The sequence below is a fragment of the Shewanella woodyi ATCC 51908 genome (assembly GCF_000019525.1).
GTDB lineage: Bacteria > Pseudomonadota > Gammaproteobacteria > Enterobacterales > Shewanellaceae > Shewanella > Shewanella woodyi.
This window is the reverse complement of sequence record NC_010506.1, coordinates 2116272-2137323: the sequence shown is the minus strand read 5'-3', so window position 1 is coordinate 2137323 and position 21052 is coordinate 2116272. Positions and strand designations below refer to the sequence as shown.

Here is a 21052-nt window from a genome sequence, read left to right as displayed (position 1 = left end):
AGTAACTTAATAAACAAACTCGATGGACATAGGTTAGCACCAGTAATAACATAACAATAATAGATTAAAACAATAGAAGCTATTGATTAATGTTATGGATATAAGGCAGCTTAAACATCTAGATTCACTGGTAAAACATGGCAGCTTCACTAAAGCTGCCGAAAGCCTGAACATGGCACAACCTGCGTTAAGCCAGAGTATTAAACGACTCGAACTTTCACTTGGGGTTACCTTAGTCACCCGCAGCATAAAGAAAGTATCACTAACGGCAGAGGGAAAGGCTCTACATAGCCACGCCTTACTTATCATTAAACAGCTTAAGCAGGCTGAGTCTCATATTAAATCAATGGCTAACCTAACCAAAGGTGAAGTTAACATAGCCGTGCCGGGCATGCTTGGCTCCTTCTACCTGCCAAGCAGGCTAATGGCTTTTAGACATCAATATCCGGATCTTAAACTGTCGCTTTTTGAAGGAGGAACACGAGACTCCTTGAGGATGTTGATACAGGAGGAGGTCGATGTTGCCATCATCACAGCACAAGATCTTAAGCCCGAATTTGAAAGCCAACTGCTGTTAACTGAGCAGATGGTGGTGGCACTTGGCACGGAGCACCCTTTGGCCGAGCAGGAAGATATCAATATTGAGCAGTTTTTTGAGCATGAACTTGTGATGTTTAAACCGGGTTACTTCCATCGGGAGTGGATGTTATCTCAGGCAGACGCATTAGGCCTGCATGCCAACATCGGCTTTGAAACCAATCTAATCAACTTGATCAAACAGATAGTGTCACAGGGCTTTGCTATCACCAGTGTACTCGAGATGGTGATCAGTGAAAAAGATGAAATCTTAGCTAAGCCGTTCACTCCACCAGTTTTTCTCGATCTTCATATCGCTTGGAAAAGACACAAACCTATCAGTGTTGCCGATAGAGCCTTTGTCGACTTCTTGATGAAAAATAGGTGATAAAATTAAATTGATAGCCAAATCAAAAATAAGCTTCTCAACGAATCATGTTCATTGAGAAGCTATTCAGATTTGATTCACTATTACTCTTTAAGCGAATTAACTGGCATCGGCTTGATTCTCGGGAGATGCATCAATAAAAGCATCGAGCTGATTACAATTTTGGGTGATCCTCACAATGTTTGGGTAAGCTTCTAAGCCAACCTTAAAACGGTTAGCATTATAAACCTGAGGAACAAGACACAGGTCAACCAGGGTTACAGAATCACCAAAACAGTAACGGCCTGAATATTTAATAAGTTGCTTCTCAAGTGCAGCAAAGCCTTCATGGATCCAGTGATGATACCAAGCAGACTTAGCATCATCGTCCAAGTTTAATCCTTTAGCCAGATATTGAAGCACCTTAAGATTATTCAGCGGGTGTACTTCACAGGCGATTGACATCGCCATCGAACGAACAAGGGCCCTGTCATACATGCTATCCGGAACGAGTTTGACTTCAGGATATTTCTCATCGAGATACTCAATAATGGCCAGCGATTGAGAAAGAATAAACTCATCCTCATTACCTTCTGCGTCTGTATCAATAAATGCAGGCACTAATTCTTGAGGGTTTAACCTGGCATAATCGGCTTTATGTTGCTCGCCTCCATCTTTAACCAGGTGAACAGACAACTGCTCCGCTTCCAATCCTTTGTGGTTCAGGGCTATCCTAACCCGATAAGCGGCACTTGAGCGCCAATATCCATAAAGTTTCATCATATAATCCTTTTGATACAAAAAAGGCCAACTCATTGAATTGGCCTTTTAAAGAAAACATAAGGTGTTAGCCTTTGTACTCAACGACCTGCTGATCAATTGAACCAAAGATAGTTTCGTTATTATCATCGAGCATCTCGATACGAACTCTGTCACCAAACTTCATAAATGATGTCGCTGGCTTACCATCGGCTATCGTCTCGAGCATACGAGTTTCAGCTAAACAACTTGAGCCCGCACTACGATCATAATTAGAGATAGTTCCTGATCCGATAATCGCACCAGCGCCTAACGGACGAGTCTTAGCCACATGAGATACAAGTTGACTGAAGTTGAACGTCATATCAACACCTGCATTTGGCTGACCAAACAACTCACGGTTCAAGTGGGTTATCAATGGCAGATGCACTTTAGAGTCTTCCCAGCGCTTACCTAGCTCATCCGGTGTTACTGCAACAGGCGAAAAACTGCTCGACGGTTTAGCTTGGTAGAAACCAAAGCCCTTAGCGAGTTCACCAGGGATCAAATTACGCAGTGACACATCGTTGACTAGCATAAGCAGTTTGATATGTTTCTCAGCATTCTCAGTCGATACACCCATAGGTACATCATCAGTGATAACGGCAATTTCTGACTCGAAATCGATGCCCCACTCTTCGTTTGCCAACGGAATATCGGCTTTAGGTGCGATAAAGCAGTCAGAACCACCTTGATACACTAAAGGATCGGTCCAGAAAGTTTCTGGCATCTGAGCACCACGAGCCTTACGTACCAACTCAACATGGTTCACATATGCACTGCCATCGGCCCATTGATATGCTCTTGGAAGAGGAGACAAACACTTAGCCTCATCAAATTCGATGGCGTTATCGATCAAGCCATCATTTAATGCATCATATAACTCGCTCAACTGCGGCTGAAGTAACTGCCAAGCATCTAGCAATTCCTGCATAGTATGGGCTATCGCGGGTACCGCTACTGCTTTGGTGAGATCTTTACTAACTAACATCAACTGGCCATCACGACGACCATTGTTATAACTGGCTAACTTCATACCTGCTCCTGTCCTAAACCCCTCGCTACAAACAAAACTGGCTCTGTCTGCAGAGATGATATTTGACGCAATAATTATTATAGAATGACACTAAGCTAAGGCCGATAGGAATAGCGTGACACAAATCACAATATCCCGACCGACATCCAATTTTGTAAATAAATAATTACAGTTAAAAACTCACCTACTCCCTTGGGCTTTTCACACAAACAGTGATGAAAAACCCAACACTTAAGGTGGCAATCTCTTGTTACATCTACTTCTGTTTACTGATCTTATACTCTCTTAACTTGTTCGCTATCGCAGTGTGCGACACACCTAACTTCTTCGCTAACTGTCTAGTACTTGGGTAGGCAGGATAGAGCCTTCTAAGCAGACTGGCCTCAAATTGCTTCATAGCCTGATCTAGGCTTCCCTCAAATTGATGATCAAAATAACCGAAACCCTCAGCATATGAAGGCAGTTTCAACTGCTCAACCGTAAGCTCAGCAGAGCCATCCCACATAGACACTGCCCTAAAAATAGCATTTTTAAGTTGTCTAACATTACCTGGCCAAGCGTAATTGAGTAAGTGCTCACGGCACTGAGCAGAGATCCGGCGAATAGGGATTGAAAGTTGCTGGCTATAGTGCTCAAGGAACATCTCAGTCAGCGGGATAACATCAATCTTACGTTCACGAAGCGATGGAAGGTGGAAACTCAATACATGGATACGGTAATAAAGATCTTCTCTAAAATCACCTGTCTGACACAGCTCTGCCAAGTTCTTCTGGGTAGAACAGATTATTCTAACATCTGCTCTCACCTCCTGATCTTCACCCAAACGTCTGAACGTTCCATCTTGTAACAGACGCAATAGCTTAACTTGAGCAGATTTAGACATTTCAGCTATCTCATCGAGAAAAACCGTGCCGCCTTTACCCTCTTCAAAGAAGCCTCGCTTAATCACCTCACCGTTTCTCACATAACCAAATAGCTCCTCCTCAGCGGCGCTATCTGGCAAGGCTGCACAGTTTATCGCGATAAACGGATACTCTCTGCGCATACTGGCATCATGACACGCTCGTGCCATTAGCTCTTTACCCGTACCTGTTTCTCCTGTGATTAGCAGTGGCGCATCAAGTTGAGCCATTCGGCGTGCCTGTACAAGCACCTCTTTCATCTTATCGCTGGTCGCCAGTACATTCTCAAAACCAACAGTTTGATTCTGTAGCGCATTGAATTGCTTGCCCACTCTAGCTGGTGATTTAAGTGATACAACGGCGCCCGCAAGAATCGATTTATCATTCTCATCAGGCAGGTAAATTGGGAGCATCTCTGCCAGATATTCATTCTGACCAATATTGACTCGTGTCGCCTGAGCCAATACTAAGCTTTCACTTAACCAACGGCTAAAATTAAACCCTTGTACCCAATGGTTGAGGGACTCATCCAAGATCTCATGCTCTTGCATGCCAATGGTCATAATAGCCGACTCATTCACGATCCGAACTCTTCCCTTCACATCGATAGAGAAAACAGAATCGGGCAAGGTTTTCAGCAAGGTTTTTAACGCATAGTGCTCCTGCTCTGATGGCATAAAAGAGACTGTACGGACATCATGTACCCCCTCAACTTTTCGGATCAAAGGCAGTAGTTCACTGAGGGTATCAAAGTTTACTTCTGCAAACTGTAGATAGAGAAACCCTTGATTACTGGCATCAATGGCGAGTAGGTTAATGCCATAACCTTCTAAAATCATTAAAATATCTTTAGCTAGACCCACTCGGTCCAAACAACATACTTCCAACCGCATTCTGGTATACTTCCCTTTATTAAAAACATCAATTAGTGGGATTAATACTGAGTATCTGTTTAACTTTTGAAGGCAATAGAACTATTGCAAAGGGTAATCACAGCATCTCAGACGCCTATACGTTAGAAGGTTATGATTATTGTGGCAAGTCTTGTTTACAGAACAAAGTGTAACAAAGAGAAAGGACAGCAGGAAAATCTAGACTAACCTGCTGATATTTATATTTTTTAATATTACCCAAGCAACTGGTCAGTCTTGGATGCCATAATGAAATCATTACGGTGTAGGCCTTTAACTGAGTGTGACCACCAAGTGACAGTGACCTTACCCCATTCGGTTAAAATCCCAGGATGATGAAACTCCTCTTCTGCCAGTTCAGCCAACTTATTGGTGAACTCCATAGCCAATTTAAAGTTTTTAAACTTATAAACACGCTCAAGCTGCATGATGCCATCACGAACTTCAACGCCCCAATCAGGGATCAATCGTATCAGTTCTGCCAACTCACTATCGGTTACTTTAGGAGCATCAGCTTGGCAGGCTTCACACTTCATATCTGCTAATTTAGTCATCTTACATCCTTCAAATTATTTGTTTTAGTTATGGTGATTTAACTGGCTTTAGATTTCGGTTCAAACAGAGGCTCAAATAGACCTAGCTTCTTCGCCTCAGCTACAGCTCCCATAATATCCATCTTTACGATCTCATCAAGATACTCAATGCTATCAATTGCATAATACACAGGCTGCATAATATCGATACGATATGGTGTTCTCAATACATCGAGTAGATTGAATGGTCTTATCTCAGGTGTACTTCCCATGGCATAAAGTGTTTCACCTGGCGAGCTTAAAATGCCTCCTCCATAGATCTCCAAAGAGTTATCTCTCTTCTGGATAAGGCCAAACTCAACAGTAAACCAATATAACCTTGCCAAGAAGACACGATCTTCCTTACTTGCAGCTAAGCCTAATTTTCCATAAACATGTGAAAAATGTGCAAATGAGGGGTTAGTTAATAGCGGACAGTGGCCAAATACTTCATGAAAAATATCCGGTTCACGCAGATAATCAAACTCATCTTTGGAACGAATAAAGGTTGCAACAGGAAACTCTTTGTTAGCCAAAAGAGCAAAAAACTTCTCAAATGAAATAAGTGCAGGCACTGCTGCAGTTTTCCAGCCCGTGCTATCTAACAAGACTTTATCGATCTCGGTAAGCTGAGGGATCTTATCATCACAAAGGGCTAGCTTCTTCAAGCCTTGTTGATACTCAGCACAAGCAAACTTAGGTAAGTTATCGAGTTGCCTTTGATAGAGGGCTTGCCAAATATCATGTTCATCTTGTGGAAAATGTAGCTGACCCTTTGCATCAGGCAAACGGGCTACATACTCAGTTTGTTTACTCATCTTCATCTATACACGTTATGGAATCTATCTTCATAGTTGACCAAAGCGCCTTTTTTGTTAACCACTTCACACTTTTTATCTGGTCGACTGAGCCCCCACAATTGTAACCAAAAAGTTACACCTAAAACGCACACCATCACAAGTCACTGAAATTTAAAAACTTAATTCGTATTGAATTATTGCCAAAATTTCCATTCAGATACAAGGCCATGTAAGTTCACTATTAATATGGCTTTTCCCCCACAGTTTATTAAAATAGGTATATCAAGCTATAAGTGCATGAAAGGGAAAGAATGAAACAACATAAAATTTGCAAAGCTGTTATTCCTGTCGCGGGACTTGGAACAAGGATGCTTCCGGCAACGAAAGCGATACCTAAAGAGATGTTACCCGTCGTTGATAAACCGCTTATTCAATATGTTGTCAATGAAGCAATTAACGCTGGGATCAATGAAATCGTACTTGTTACCCATGCCAGTAAAAATCCCATCGAAAACCATTTTGATACCAGTTTTGAACTTGAAGCCCAACTCGAAAGACGAGTAAAACGTCAACTGTTATCCGAGATCCAATCTATCTGCCCTAGGGGTGTCACCGTCATTAGTGTGCGTCAATCACAAGCCAAAGGGTTAGGCCATGCCATTTTATGTGCAAAGTCTGTGGTTGGTGATGCGCCTTTTGCCGTTCTTCTTCCCGATGTCCTAGTGGATGAAGCCAGCTGCGATCTGCGTAACGACAATCTTGCAGAGATGGTTAAGCTCTATGATCAAACTGAAACTGGCCAGATAATGGTTGAGGGAGTACCAATAGATCAGGTTGATCAATACGGCATAGCCGATGTTAAAGGGCATGACCTGCAACCGGGTGAATCTGTCCCCCTAGCTCAATTAGTTGAGAAGCCCAATATTAATGTCGCCCCTTCCAATCTAGCAGTCGTCGGCCGTTATATTTTACCTGCAGATATTTGGCCACTGCTTGCAAAAACTCCAGCAGGAGCCGGTGATGAGATACAGTTAACCGATGCGATTGCCATGCTAATGGAAAAACAAACAGTTAACGCCTACTACATGAAGGGCAAGAGCCATGACTGTGGTAATAAACAAGGTTATATGCAAGCCAGTGTAGAACATGCACTTCGCCACAAAGAGATCGGTCATGATTTCAAGCAATATCTTAAGCAGTTAGTCAACGAATTCGACGAGGAAAAGTAATCATGACGATTTTAGTCACAGGTGGTGCTGGTTATATTGGCAGCCATACCGTTGTAGAACTTTTAAATACCGACCAAGAGGTCGTGATTATTGATAATCTAGTTAACTCAAGTATTGAAGCTTTGCACCGAGTTGAGAGCATTACTGGGAAATCGGTCACTTTTTATCAAGGTGATGTACTCAATAAAGCGTTTTTACAGAAAGTGTTTACCGATCACAAAATCCAAGCAGTTATCCATTTTGCAGGTTTAAAAGCCGTAGGAGAGTCTGTAGCACAACCACTTCGCTATTATGAAACCAATGTTTCTGGCACCTTAGTTTTATGTGAAGTGATGGCTGAAAACGATGTTAAAAATTTAGTGTTTAGCTCGTCAGCTACCGTGTATGGCGATCCAGCAAGCTTACCGATTACTGAAGACTTCCCAACAGGTGCAACTAATCCCTATGGACAATCTAAGTTGATGGTAGAGAACATTCTAGAGGATCTTTATCAGTCAGACCCAAGCTGGAATATTGCACGTCTACGCTACTTTAACCCAGTCGGTGCACACGCCAGTGGTTCAATAGGTGAAGACCCTAATGATATACCGAATAATTTAATGCCATTTATTGCTCAAGTAGCGGTTGGTAAGAGAGACAAACTCAGCGTTTTTGGGGATGATTATAATACCCATGACGGTACTGGGGTTCGCGATTATATTCACGTTGTGGATCTTGCCATCGGGCACCTCAAAGCGTTAGAGAAACTTAACACTCAATCTGGGCTTGTAACCTATAACCTTGGCACAGGGGTTGGCTACAGTGTGATTGACATGGTAAATGCATTTGAAAAAGCCTGTGGAAAGAGCATCAGTTACCAAATCGTAGCTCGCCGACCCGGTGATATTGCAGCCTGTTATGCCGACCCCTTAAAAGCCAAAACAGAGCTAGGTTGGCAGGCGACCCATAGCCTAGAAGATATGGCTAATAGCAGCTGGAAGTGGCAATCTAGCAATCCTAATGGATACGCAAGTAGTTAATCTCATTCACTTATTTAGCAGTTAAGTCGGCAAGCACCTAGTTTGCTGACTTAGAGGACACCTATCTTCAATGAGCAATATCAATCAGAGCCGCCGCCGTCTTTTTAGTCGCCGTAAGTCTAACGCTATCCGCCCACCATGGAGTCGTACAGATATAGAGTTTACCGATATCTGCAGTCGGTGTGACAAATGCATCCTAAGCTGTGAAACAGATATTATCATCAAGGGAGACGGTGGTTTTCCTGAGATAGACTTTAAAATCGATGAGTGTACTTTCTGTAAAAAATGCGCAGAGGTGTGTCCAGAAGCTATTTTTACCGATACCAATGAGCAAGCTTGGCAACTGACCGCAACGGTCAATGATACCTGCCTTGCTCACCATGGGATCTGGTGCCAAAGCTGTAAAGATGCATGCGATCCCAGAGCCATCACATTCAAGCCAGAAATAGGCCAAGCTCCTAGACCAAATATAGACCTTAACGCCTGCACAGGCTGTGGTGCCTGCGTTGCTCCCTGCCCCAATAACTCAATTATATTAGCAGCTTCAGACAACAGAGTATAATACCAATCAGTATAAGAAGTTGATCTACTCAGAGTGTCTTTTGGCAAACTAATTCAAGGCGAATGAATGACAGAATGGTTGTTCCCTTGTGAGTTAATTCAACGCAGAAGTAGGCAGCCAAAAACACTCCTTACAGGCGAGTTTTAGCGGTTCTGATACTGCGTTAACGAGCTTAACCGTAGAATAACTATGCTCTTCACTCGTTGCCTTGCCTCAGGACCGCTAAACTCTCGCTGAGCGATCAAATCTTTATACTGATTGGTATAAAGCCAAAAAAATGACGATAGTGTGCCAAATATTAATGGTTTTGTTAGCGTTAAATTAAGGTTAATATCTTGGTATCCACAAGCCACTTTAAGAAGCTTATGTTTACTAAAAAAAGATCGAATACCGGACTAACTTTTGTTGCACAAGGTACTAAATTATCGGGGGAAAGTCACTTTGCCGGAGAGGCACTAATTGGTGGTGAAGTGTATGGTAAAGTCAGCTCCTCTGGAAAAATCACCATCGAAGTTGATGGGCATATTGATGGAGAACTAAGCTGTAACGAGCTAAAAGTCTCCGGAAGTTTTAAAGGAAAACTCAAGTGTGACAAGCTCAATATCACCAGCACAGGCACTGTCGAAGGTGAAATAGCCTGTGAATCGATGGAGATATTTGAAGGCGGACAGTTTATTGGTATGCGAGTCAGGGAGGAGGTTGCACTACTTAATACAATAGAGCAGCAAGAACTGCTCAATTCTGACGTTGAAGGTGAACTGCAAACCAATTAACTCCAGCTTAACTCAACATTGATCAACAAGGATGTTTCACTCTCCCTATAAATATTAAGCGCTCTCTCTGACTTCTTGCAGGTAATCCCTTAATAGGGTTAAAAACTCTCTAGGTTCTCTGTCTAAACAATCAAAAGGGATATATTGGTGATAGCCTAAATTTCTGTTTAACATCTCACTTCTGTGTCCATACATAGCCAGTACCCCTCTATACCTTTCACCATTAACCAATAAAGGTGTAAATTCAGAGTTAAGGTAGTCCTCTAGTACTTCTAAATTCTCATCTAATGTCACAGCAGACATTAGCAAGGGGCGCTGCTCAGTCAGTAAGCCTGTAGCAAGACGGCCAGGGATCACATCAAGTACTGGGTTGATTTTTTTCAAACGGATCCCGATAAATGGCAATTCAATCGTCTCAAGACCATCTAGACTTTTAGGGATATCAAAGCGTTGAACATTTTCCCACTCAATAAACAAGCTGCCTCGCCTATGGTGATAACTGAGTCCATCAGGTGACAAAGTGATGCTCACCTCAGGCTCCATCTGTTTGGAAACCCCAAGCACTGTTGCGATAATCCCCAAAGCAAAAGCACATAAAGCGGGAGCAAAAAGCACTGAAGAGCTGAGAAATAGAACTAAACCTAAAATAATCCCAACCAGCCCAACAAAGGTGAGCGTAATGGCATTTCGCTTAACACTCGAACGTACTTCCACCAGTTTACTCTGCAAAATTTTTCCTAATTATCACGCTAATAACTCTCTCTTGCCGGTGTAGAGGCATTATTCATTGTGCCATCATTTTCATACTTTATTTTAAACCACAGACGACCAAGGTACTCATGAATGGCTCTTTGAGATGACCATAAGTTTTCCGCATCAAGTCGCCACCAACGTCCTTGACGTGTCATAAAATCCGTAGGAGCCGCTTGAGGAGCTAAACCAATATTTTGAAAAATAGCCATGGAGCGAGGCATATGACTCGCCGATGTGACCAATCTAAATGGGTAATTACCTATCTCCCATTTAAGAAACTCGGCTTCCTCTATGGTATCTCTTGCTAACGGAAACCTGATGATACGCTCGTTATCTATTCCTAACTCTATCGCCGCTTCAGCCATCACTTCAGCATGGGAAAGAGTCCCCTCCCCTCCACTCCAGCCACTGACAACCAGTTTACAATCACTGCCTAGATTGTATTGACGAATACCTTCAGACAGTCTCGCCAGTGCAGTTGAAGAGAGTTTTTGAACTGCTGTACCAGAGATTGACTCATCATGGCCACTGCCCAACACCATCACTAAACACCCTTTAGGGATGGTGTTACTATTAACACTATATTTGTTTTCAAGTGGTGAGCTAAGCAGATTACTACCTGGTGTACTGCTAAGAAAAACCAGCAATACAATAGCAAGGGAAAGTAAGCTACGAACTAATTTCCTATTTCGAAGTAGCACCATCGCAACAAGCAGGAGCAACACTGTCAGGGGCACAGGCATAAACAGCTGAGAAATTATCTTCTTTAACCAAAACATCGTATCCAACATCCATATAAGAGAGCGGCGCTTATTCTAACAAGTTCCCCGTTCAGCTCAAAGCTTTACCATAGCCAAGCTGCGCCTCTCACTCCCGAAGAGCCGCCATACATATTTTGTACAACAGGTGTTCTGCATTCACCGCCAAGTACATATTTAGGTAATACTTCTGGTAACAGAGGATAGATAGCTGCGATGTTAGACACACCTCCGCCTAACACAATCACATCAGGGTCAAGCACATTGATCACGTGGGCTAATGAGCGAGCCAATCTATCGATATAACGCTCAAAGGCCGCTTTGGCCAACTTATCTCCGTTTTCCACTAAACTCGCGATCTCTATTCCGCTATTTGCTTGTCCACCAGCTGCTTTAAAATCCCTGACAAAACCAGTACCGGAAATAAAGGTCTCAATACAATCTCTATTGCCACAGAAACAGGAGGTAGTATTAAACTCATCACTTGTCATCCAAGGCAGCGGATTATGGCCCCATTCACCACCAATGCCATTACCACCTGCATGTACCTTGCCATTGATCGCAAAGCCGGCACCACAGCCAGTGCCAATAATCACACCAAATACAACCCCCTTTCCTGCAGCGGCGCCATCGACAGCTTCAGAAACAGCAAAGCAGTTAGCATCATTGGCAACTCTCACCTCACGATTCAAACGCTCACCTAAATCCACATCTAAAGGGTGACCATTAATCCAAGTCGAATTGGCGTTTTTTACCAGCCCAGAATAGGGAGAAACAACACCAGGGATCCCCACGCCAACAGTTCCAGTTTCTCCCAATGTTGACTCAACCTCATTGACCAGTGCTTCTATTGCATCCAGCGTGGCAGGGTACTCTCTTGGAGTCGGTATACGTTTACGAAAAAGTTCTTTTCCTCCATCATTTAACGCTACAATTTCAATTTTAGTTCCACCAAGGTCGACGCCCATTCGCACCATCTTCTCTACTCCGCAGCTATTTCTGTTTTAAGGCTAACAATATAAGAGTTTTCTATTTATGTAGCGAGAACAAACCTAAATTCGCTTATATTCATTTGCAATACTAAATATTTTCGATTAAAAATCTAAAATACATAAACTAAAAAGAGTTTAAACCTACGCAATATCCTTGCAAAGCTTTTCAATAATGCTGCATTCGTATTCAAACCCTCAGCAAAACAATAAAGCAACACTCACAACTGCAAAATTAAAACCCAAACACCTCAAAACGCCAACACTACAGTTACGTTAAATTGACAATTGGCAATATTTTTACCAAGGGCTAATTCAACACTTTTCCAATAAAAGTGATTCCTCTAGAATGCCGGCATTATCAAAAGGGATCACAATGAAAATCAAATTATTATCAGGGTTTTTACTGCTAGGGTGCAGTTCAGTGCAGGCTGCATGGTGGGTCGAACCTAATGACTTGTCACTGCGCGCGGATATTCAACTGCTTTCAGATACGGGTGTCATTCTCCAACCTATTACCACTTATCCACTGATGTGGGACGGGTTAAAGCAAGATATGGACAAAGCTGAGCAATCGCAGCTAAATGCGAGTCAACTCTCTGCATTTGAACGTGTCATGGCAGCTTACAATGAAGACCATCAAAGTTTTAATACTAAAATTGAACTGGCTACGGCATCAGATCCCACACGTTTTATTGGTTTTGGTCAAGACTATCGTGATAAAGCAGAGACCTCTGTCAGCGCAGAAGTCACTCAAGACTGGTTTAGCGGCCGCCTTTCGGCAAGCTACCACTACGATCCCATAGATGGCAACAGTGCACGCCTTGATAACAGCTTTGCCGCTGTCATGCTCGGTAACTGGATAGTCAGTGCAGGCGCACAACAAAAATACTGGGGGCCGGGTTGGGATACAGGCCTTATTCAGACCACCAATGCGCGCCCTATGCCGGGGATCACATTCAGCCGAAATAACTCACAAGCCTTTGAAACCCCTTGGCTGAACTGGGTCGGGCCTTGGACTTTCACCACCAGCTTTAGTCAGATGGAAAGTGACCGCTATGTACCAGAAACAAAGCATTGGGGCGCTCGCGGTACCCTAAGACCAATTTCAAAGTTAGAAGTGGGCTTCTCATGGACGATGCAGTGGGGCGGCGAAGGTTACGGTAATAGTCTAAGTGACTGGTGGGACGGCCTATTCAACGGTGGCATGAGTGAAAGTGAAATTGAAAATGGCCAAGAAAATATGCTGGCAGGCTATGATTTTCGCTGGTCAGATACCGCATTTGGGATCCCATATGGTATCTACTATGAGCGCATTCATGAAGATTATCATAATGGTAAGAATAAACTGATCAACGCTTCTAATATGGGCGGTGTTGATTTTGTGCTTGCTAGTATTAATACTCGGATCTTTATCGAATATGCCGATACTAAAGCTTCATGTGGCGCCAGCGATAAGATCTATAACTGCATGTATGAACATGGCTTTTATAAAAGTGGCTACCGCTACTATGGTAAAAGTCTAGGTAGCACCTACGACAATGATTCAGAAACCTTAGTCATAGGCGGAATAACTCAGCTTGGTGGCGGTCAAAACATCACCAACAAGTTACGCTGGTTAAGACTGAATACCGATGGTAAAGATACATCGAACCCTCAAGGTGGCAACCCTGTTTCACCGGGAGAGTATGAGCGGGTATACCAAATCGACACCAGTTATCATCGCCCTTTCTATGAAGGAACCTTAAAAGTGGGTGGTACACTAGGCTACAGCCAATATGTTCACAATGGCGGCAACGATTGGGACACCACTATCTATGCAGGGTGGGAAAGACGATTTTAATTTTTTAGAAAGGTTCTAGGTCCTAGGACGCTCCGAGAACGGACTGCGTCCTACTAGGAAAAGCAGCACAGCGTTTCCCCTTGAACCTTTCTAACTCTAACTGTAGCGTGAAGCTAGAGCTATTTTTCCAAGAAAGCTTCAATAATGCCTATCGAATTTAGCTCCTTAGTAGTACAGAGTACTCATCAAGGGAGTCATGCCCTCTTTCAGACAAAAAAGAGAGCAAAGCCTGTGGGCTTCGATTGAGTAGTCTCTCCTCAGGAAACTCTGCTTCACGGATAACTAAAATGGCCTGCTCAAATCCCCCTAAAGAGAAAGAGATATGGGAATCAGATCCCATCACCAGCAAGCCTCCAGCGTCGTGAACTGCACGTGCAATCGCGATACAGTTACCTTCACTGCCTTTGCGCGATGCAAGAAAAGAGGAGTTATTGATCTCCAGAGCCACATTATGTTTTGCTGCCGCTTCTGCAACTTTATCAATATCGATAGGATAAGCTGGATTACCCGGGTGAGTAATAATATCCACATTGCCACTCTCAATCGTCGAGATCATCGCCTGAGTATGTGTTTGACGATCAGAGGGAGGAAATACCGGTTCGTGAAATCCAGCAAGTACGATATCCAACTCTTTAAGATAGTCACCGAAAAAATCAATCTCTCCATCTCGATTTTTTATGTTGGCTTCTATACCTCTTAAAATGCCAATACCATCTACCAATCTGGGCAAGACTCTCATATTAACAAAATGCCAAAAATGAGGGGCATCCGCCATGTCTGGACCGTGATCGGTTACCGCAAAGAGCTTAAGACCTTTCTCTTTTGCCACAGAGATATAATCATGAATTGTGCTATAGGCGTGAGTTGACGCTATGGTATGGGCATGAACATCGACGAGATACTGCATTTGGACTCTCTTATTGGTTCACGCCAAAGCGACAAGCGATTATGGGCTAACCTAAGAGGTTACTTTTTGTTGCTCTTCCCAGCTTTGACGTTTTCGATAGATAGTTGAAGCGCTGATATCTAATAATGCCGCAGCCTTGGGCACATTGCCATCACATTGTTTAATCGCAGCTTCTATTGTATGTTTTTCAGATAACCATAGAGGTATGATCTTATCATCTTCACCCGAACAGCTTAGCGAGGCCTCTGTTTGATATAAACCGGTATCTTCTTTACCATCCTCAGAAGATAGACAAGAAACAACATCCGTTAAACCTCTATTATCCTCAGCCGTTGATTGCACTCCAATTAAAGGCTGAACCAAGCTAGTGCGACTCAACGTCGAGGTCAGTTGTGGTGGTAACATCGAAGCCTCAACAATATCTGATGAGTTTAAAACAACCACCTGCCTTATGATATTTTGTAACTGCCTGACATTGCCAGGCCAATCATAAGACTGCAGTATTTTCTTAGTATCACTGCTTAAACTTTTAAACTGTTTCCCCTCTTCATTATTATATTCTTTCAATAACTTATTGGCTAGCAGGGTAATATCTTTTCCTCTCATTCGAAGAGGCGGCAACTCAATGGGGATCACATGTAAACGATAAAAAAGATCTTCGCGAAAACGTCCATGCTTCACCTCTTCCCAAGGGATCCGATTCGTTGCGCTGACAAAGCGCACATCAACCCTCTCCTCCTTGGTTCCTCCCACTTTTTGAAAAATACCAGTCTGGATAAAACGTAATAACTTACTCTGAAGCTCTAGATCCATTTCACAAATTTCATCAAGAAAAAGTGTTCCACCATCAGCACGGCTCGCCGCACCATCTCGATTAGCCACAGCTCCGGTAAATGCTCCTTTGGTATGACCAAAGATCTCACTCTCTATAAGGTCCTTGGGAATTGAAGCACAGTTAAGTGCCACAAATGCATTGTCTCGTCTATTTCCTGCATGATGGATGGCATGAGCACACACCTCCTTGCCTGTACCGCTTTCTCCTACAATAAACACTGAAGCTTTACTGTTTGCAACGCAATCTATGGTTTTATATACAGCTTGCATCGACAGTGATTCACCAACAAACCCTTTGTAGTTTGCTTTTGGCAAACTCTGTTCATACTTGGCGACTAAATTGACCAGCTGGCGTTGTTTAAGGGCATTACGGACGGTAATAGAGAGGCGTTTAGCATCAAAAGGTTTGACTAAGAAATCAAAAGCACCAGACTTCATCGATTCAACAGCCAGATCAATCGTGCCATGGGCTGTGATCATAATGACAGTAATATCAGTATAGTTAGACTGAACTTTTTGCAAAATATCCATTCCCGACATATCGGGAAGCTTAATATCTAGCACTAAAAGATCAGGTTGCCATCGCTCCATTTCCGCTAACGCATCCTCTCCATGATTAACATGAGTGACCTTAGCTCCTTCAGCCCTCAGATACTCAGTATAAAGTGCGCCTAAAGACATACTATCTTCCACAAGTAAAACCGTAAACGAGTGATCAATTTCCATATATGTCCGCTCCTCCACTTTTCATGTTATTGACGCCAAATATAAAGATAAGCTTTTATCGAAAACAACAGGTCATGAATCAAAGTGACCATTAAGCGATAAATCTGTCTTTAAAAGCCTTTACCGTTTCATCACCAACTTGTTGGACAGCTAAAAAATGAAACTCTATATTGTTCTCATCTTTCTCTCTCGCACTTTTTTCTAGGTTTTTTGCAACCTTGTAGAGAGCTTGGGCACCAAAACTACCTGAGCTACTTTTTAACGTATGGGCTTGATTGTCTATCTCATGATAATTTCGGTTTTTCATTAAGGTTTTTAACACCTCTAAACGTTCAACTGTTTCAGAAAGATAAACTGAGTACATACCCTCTACAGACTCTTGGCCAAGTACATCAAACAGCTCAGAGATAACTCCTTCATCAAACAAGTTATCTTTTAACTTTTCAGCTTCACTTTCCATCTCAGCCATAAGGGGGATAACCTCTGCTCTGTCATCCTTAAAGCTTATGTCCTCATCTGGATGTTCACAACTTTTTAGCTCATTAACTCTCACTTCACTGTCTACAGAATCAATCACCCGCTCTTCATCTGTGATTGCGGGCAACCACTGTTCAATGAGCCTAATTAAATCATTTTTATTGACAGGCTTAGGGACAAAATCCTTCATACCTACCCTTAAACAACTATCCATATCCTCCTGTTGAACATTAGCTGTCATAGCAAGAATAATGGTGTCTGGTTGGCTCAGTAAAATAAGTTGCGCAGCCTCAACACCATCCATCTCCGGCATACGCATATCCATCAAAATCAAGCCATAGTTTTTTTCCGCTGCCATGCTAACCGCTTCAACACCATTATTTGCAAACTCAACTTCATAGCCTGCCTTAGTCAGCATAGCGCCTGCCACAAGTTGGTTTGACATACTGTCTTCAGCTAATAACAACAACTTATTTTTAGGTGTTATATCGGGTAATAGGATATCTGCACTACTCTCTTTTTTATTTAGATAACTCTTACTTAATAAACCAAGTAAAATATCTCTATTTAATGGCTTATATATCACCTGCTCTAAGCCAAGTTTAGATAGCTCCTCAGACATATTTGAACCTAAGCTAGACACCAGTAAAGCGAGTATCCCCTCCTCAAATAAAAAGTCGCGCTTTAGTAAATAAGTCAAACTCTGATCTATCTCAGGCAGGCTTGTTTCATCAATCAAAATTAAATTAAAACGTCCTTTCACCTCAGCACTTCCAACTAGAATTGAAATATTGTCCAGATTGTCACAGTGCACACCATATTGGCAGTACTGCTTACGAGCTAGCTCGACCACCGTTTTATCTGAGTGGATCAACAGCACTCTGGCGTGTTGGGGAAGATGGTAGAAATGATTCAACTCACATGGGTCTTGCTGTAATCGAACATCAAACCGAAAGCAGCTACCGTGGCCTAACCGACTACTAAGCTCAATTTTACCTCCCATCATGGTGATCAATTCGGAGCAAATAGCTAAGCCTAATCCCGTTCCTTTATAACTCGTATTATGTTGATCGTGAACTTGGCTAAACTCTTGAAATAACTTCTCTTGAGCTGAAAGGCTCACCCCAATGCCCTCATCGGTCACCGTACAATAAAGCTGCACCTCCTGATGATGACTATCGGGGATCCACATCTCAACAGAGATGCACCCTGAGTCAGAAAACTTAATCGCATTATCCACCAAGTTATGCAGCACTTGCCTTAACCTTTGAGCATCACCTTTTACTATCTCTGGCACATTTCGATTGATAAATGTGGCAAGGTTTACCCCTTTTTCCGCCGCTTTAGGCGCTAAAATCTGCATCACTTGGGACACTAACTTAGCAGGAGAAAAACTCTCGGTTTCCAAAGCCATTTGACCCGCTTCGATTTTAGAGAAATCCAAGATATCATTGATGGTACTCAGTAGCGCCGTACCAGCTTCTCTGGCGGTCTGCGCATAAAGTCTCTGCTCCTTATTCAACATCGAATCTAACAAGAGTTCTACACTGCCTAACACTGCATTTAATGGAGAGCGGATCTCATGACTCATTGTGGCAAGAAAACGAGATTTTGCCTTACTACCAGACTCAGCCTCCTCTTTCGCATTCTTTAACTGCAACTCATATTCCATGCGTTTGGAGATATCATGGATAAAAGCGGTAAGAAATATATCATCCCCAAGCTGAACAGGTATCATCTTCAGCTCAATTGGCAGCGTACTGCCATCAAGTTTCATCGACATTAATTCAATACTTTTTTTAATGGCTGGTCCATCTCCCGTTTGCCTGAACTCTTCTAAACCTTCCTTAAAACAGGCCTTCTCAATATCAGTAAAGATAACTTCAGCAAGTTGCTCACCAATCACACTCTCTTTGTCATGTCCAAATAGCTGACTGGCGGCTTCATTAAACTCTTGAATTTTACCGGCAATATCAATTGTTATCAGTGCATCTTGACTCGCTTCGAGGGTCGCTAATAAAATCGACTCGGTTCGCTTAGCCTCGATCTCTTTTTGTTTGATATCACTGAGATCTTTGACCAAGCCTAACAGCATGATCTCCTTTTCTATGGTCATCTTAGAAATAGAGAGTTCGATAGGAAAAAGGTTGCCATCTTTATGTAGCGCCATGAACTCTCTTCCATTTCGCTCAACAGCCTCCCGCTTCCCCTCAATAAAACGTTTCAAAAAAGCATTATGTGTATGTCGCTCATAACTCGGCATAAAAATAGAAACATTTTTACCGACAATCTCATCCTCCATATAGCCAAAAAGCCGGCATATCGCAGGATTAACCTGAGTAATGACACCATAAACATCGATAATAATAAAGCCGTCGACAGCAGCAGACAGAATGGTATTTAAACGAGTATTCGCTCCCTCTAACTCCTTTGCTTTTCCCTCCACCTTCTCAATCATTCGGTTAAAAGCGCGCGTGGTCTGTCCTATCTCATCACTGCTAGTCACTGGAATTTGTATTCCGGTTTCACCTTGTAAAATTCGATTTGAGGCTGTTTTCAGCTCACTTAAGTTACTTGTCAGGTAATGGCCTAAAAGCCAAGAAAACAGAGCAACCAACACCATCTCTAGCCCTGCAATAGAGAAAAAACGTGTTGTAGCATCGATTAGAAACTGATCGAACTTATGTACACTAATGCCCAGTTCAACATGACCGAAATGATAGCCTGACTCTAAAATCTCTGCCTGAACAGCTAACACTCCATTGCTCAGTCCAACGATCCTCCCCGGAGGGTTCTCCTCATCTTCCACCTCGAAGCCAACTTCTCCAGATGAGATTTCACCGACCTGAACTAAAAGCGAGTTTCTATCATAGATATTGACGTATAAAACTTGATTACTCTCCAAGAGTTCATTGGCAAGCACTTGCAATGTGGACAGATCGGTACTTATTACAGCATCTTTAGTCGCAGCAGCAAACAGCGTCACTATGGCATCAGCTCGCTTAACTATCTCGGCTTCATTAGAGCTCTTTAGGTAATCAACACTGGTATACACCAGTAGCAGGAGCAATACTCCCTCAATAAAGGCAATTCCAAGCACCGTCTTTAACCTAAAGGACATTATCTATCCTCCATGTTATGTGATGTTCCTTTCCTCTCTTTCGCTTGCTCTAACGGTTTAGAAAAGCTGCCTAAACCCAATGCTCTAACATCATCCCAGTCACCATTGCTTGCCTGCTCAAAGCGACTAAAACCTAAGCGCTCTAGTGCATCTCTACCTTCAATACTTGACGTTAACTCAAGCATTTTAAGCTGCACCTCCTCAATTAAACTCTTCGGAACTCTAGGATGAAAAGCGATAGCGTGCGGGGTATAACCAGGGGTGACCCAAAGAACTCGTAACTGTTCAGTTATCTGTTTATCCATTGTCTTAAAGGTACGCTGAACCCCTCCACCAGCGGCCACAAGACCTTGGGCGACCGCTAAATACACAGAATCATGGGAGCCAACATACTTCACTTTTGTCTCTATATTTTTAAGTTTTAAGTTTGCTCGAGGTAACACACTGGCAGCAAAGGCAGCTGGTGCAGGATAAGCAAGCACCTGACTTTCTAATTCGTCTAATGTTTGAATAGGAGAATCTTCTCTTACCACGATGATCCCTTTTATCTGTTTTCCTTTCTGCTTAACCAAAGCTTGATAACCAACAGAATCATGGAAAACTGTATAGTGATAGGGGTTCATATACGCGATGTCATACTCACCTTGAGCCAATCGCTTTTCAAAAGTGGGGATATCTCTTGCGGTAGCAAAACGCAATTGAAAATTAGCATTTTGCGACATGACCTCAAAAACCGGCGACCACAACCTTGCTAAGGTACTAGCCGCTTGCTGGGGCACAACGCCAAAGGTTAAGGTTACAGGCTCATCTGAATGCAAACTATCATTTTTATTTTCAATAGTTTGAGCGTTAACACTTAAGTTAACACTACAGATAAACGTTAATAAAAAAAGTTGTTTAAACAAGGTTGATATACTCACTTCACACCTCCTTACTAGCGCCATCTTTCAGTAGCTGAGCAAAGCGTATGCCATTAAGAGTGTTTACGCCGTTCCAAGCCTATTGCCAGTATTAAATAAGTCGAAATGATATTTTAAATTAACGTCAAACCTATGATACTTAATATGAAAATTGACTAGTCTCTTCAAGCTTAGTAACA

General features: G+C 42.6%; 18 protein-coding genes. 6 read left to right on the top strand and 12 right to left on the bottom strand.

All coding sequences use genetic code 11. The features are described 5' to 3' along the window. Positions 1-94: 94 nt before the first annotated feature. The gene (locus SWOO_RS08740; RefSeq protein ID WP_012324351.1) at positions 95-964 is read left to right on the top strand and encodes a LysR family transcriptional regulator; all 870 of its coding nucleotides are present in this window, start codon (positions 95-97) and stop codon (positions 962-964) included. A 99-nt stretch (positions 965-1063) separates the two neighbouring features. Here SWOO_RS08740 and maiA read toward each other — a convergent pair whose 3' ends face one another. The 5 genes from maiA to phhA form a co-directional block, all read right to left on the bottom strand. Continuing rightward, the gene (gene maiA, locus SWOO_RS08735; protein ID WP_041417561.1) at positions 1064-1723 is read right to left on the bottom strand and encodes a maleylacetoacetate isomerase; all 660 of its coding nucleotides are present in this window, start codon (positions 1721-1723) and stop codon (positions 1064-1066) included. A gap of 67 nt (positions 1724-1790) precedes the next feature. Then, positions 1791-2777 carry a fumarylacetoacetate hydrolase family protein gene (locus SWOO_RS08730; RefSeq protein ID WP_012324349.1) on the bottom strand — a complete coding sequence of 329 codons (987 nt, stop codon included), beginning with the start codon at positions 2775-2777 and terminating at the stop codon, positions 1791-1793. Between the two features lie 256 nt (positions 2778-3033). Continuing rightward, complete coding sequence (tyrR, locus tag SWOO_RS08725; protein ID WP_012324348.1) at positions 3034-4572, bottom strand: transcriptional regulator TyrR; 1539 nt, start codon at positions 4570-4572, stop codon at positions 3034-3036. 233 nt (positions 4573-4805) lie between these two features. After that, a complete protein-coding gene (locus SWOO_RS08720) occupies positions 4806-5144 on the bottom strand; it encodes a 4a-hydroxytetrahydrobiopterin dehydratase (protein ID WP_012324347.1) in 339 nt (112 codons plus the stop codon). Positions 5145-5182: 38 nt separating this feature from the next. Continuing rightward, positions 5183-5980 carry a phenylalanine 4-monooxygenase gene (phhA, locus tag SWOO_RS08715; RefSeq protein ID WP_012324346.1) on the bottom strand — a complete coding sequence of 266 codons (798 nt, stop codon included), beginning with the start codon at positions 5978-5980 and terminating at the stop codon, positions 5183-5185. Positions 5981-6273: 293 nt separating this feature from the next. Between phhA and galU the strand changes: the two genes are divergently transcribed. The 4 genes from galU to SWOO_RS08695 all read left to right on the top strand — a co-directional run bounded on the left by galU (position 6274) and on the right by SWOO_RS08695 (position 9545). Beyond that, a complete protein-coding gene (gene galU, locus SWOO_RS08710; protein WP_012324345.1) occupies positions 6274-7191 on the top strand; it encodes a UTP--glucose-1-phosphate uridylyltransferase GalU in 918 nt (305 codons plus the stop codon). Positions 7192-7193: 2 nt separating this feature from the next. Then, on the top strand, positions 7194-8210 hold the full coding sequence (gene galE / locus SWOO_RS08705; protein WP_012324344.1) for a UDP-glucose 4-epimerase GalE: 1017 nt from the start codon (positions 7194-7196) through the stop codon (positions 8208-8210). Positions 8211-8280: 70 nt separating this feature from the next. Beyond that, positions 8281-8772, top strand: coding sequence for a ferredoxin-type protein NapF (gene napF, locus SWOO_RS08700; RefSeq protein ID WP_012324343.1), 492 nt, complete (start codon positions 8281-8283; stop codon positions 8770-8772). 365 nt (positions 8773-9137) lie between these two features. Continuing rightward, entirely contained in the window at positions 9138-9545 is a 408-nt protein-coding gene (locus SWOO_RS08695) for a bactofilin family protein (RefSeq protein WP_012324342.1), read from the top strand. 54 nt (positions 9546-9599) lie between these two features. Here SWOO_RS08695 and SWOO_RS08690 read toward each other — a convergent pair whose 3' ends face one another. The 3 genes from SWOO_RS08690 to mak form a co-directional block, all read right to left on the bottom strand. Continuing rightward, the gene (locus SWOO_RS08690) at positions 9600-10274 is read right to left on the bottom strand and encodes a DUF2982 domain-containing protein (RefSeq protein WP_012324341.1); all 675 of its coding nucleotides are present in this window, start codon (positions 10272-10274) and stop codon (positions 9600-9602) included. 20 nt (positions 10275-10294) lie between these two features. Beyond that, on the bottom strand, positions 10295-11077 hold the full coding sequence (locus tag SWOO_RS08685; protein ID WP_195742881.1) for a YdcF family protein: 783 nt from the start codon (positions 11075-11077) through the stop codon (positions 10295-10297). Between the two features lie 65 nt (positions 11078-11142). Then, on the bottom strand, positions 11143-12033 hold the full coding sequence (gene mak, locus SWOO_RS08680; protein WP_012324339.1) for a fructokinase: 891 nt from the start codon (positions 12031-12033) through the stop codon (positions 11143-11145). Positions 12034-12421: 388 nt separating this feature from the next. Here mak and SWOO_RS08675 point away from each other — a divergent pair, with 388 nt between their 5' ends. Continuing rightward, the gene (locus tag SWOO_RS08675; RefSeq protein WP_012324338.1) at positions 12422-13888 is read left to right on the top strand and encodes a capsule assembly Wzi family protein; all 1467 of its coding nucleotides are present in this window, start codon (positions 12422-12424) and stop codon (positions 13886-13888) included. Positions 13889-14045: 157 nt separating this feature from the next. Here the strand turns inward: SWOO_RS08675 and SWOO_RS08670 are convergent, their stop codons facing one another. From SWOO_RS08670 to SWOO_RS08655, 4 genes are all read right to left on the bottom strand, one after another. Continuing rightward, positions 14046-14795, bottom strand: a complete 750-nt coding sequence (locus tag SWOO_RS08670; protein ID WP_012324337.1) for a phosphatase — start codon at positions 14793-14795, stop codon at positions 14046-14048. Between the two features lie 51 nt (positions 14796-14846). After that, positions 14847-16355 carry a sigma-54-dependent transcriptional regulator gene (locus SWOO_RS08665; protein ID WP_012324336.1) on the bottom strand — a complete coding sequence of 503 codons (1509 nt, stop codon included), beginning with the start codon at positions 16353-16355 and terminating at the stop codon, positions 14847-14849. A gap of 91 nt (positions 16356-16446) precedes the next feature. Continuing rightward, on the bottom strand, positions 16447-19953 hold the full coding sequence (locus SWOO_RS08660) for a PAS domain S-box protein (protein WP_012324335.1): 3507 nt from the start codon (positions 19951-19953) through the stop codon (positions 16447-16449). Beyond that, complete coding sequence (locus SWOO_RS08655) at positions 19953-20873, bottom strand: phosphate/phosphite/phosphonate ABC transporter substrate-binding protein (protein WP_012324334.1); 921 nt, start codon at positions 20871-20873, stop codon at positions 19953-19955. Before SWOO_RS08655 ends, SWOO_RS08660 begins: the two co-directional genes overlap by 1 nt. Positions 20874-21052 lie beyond the last annotated feature (179 nt).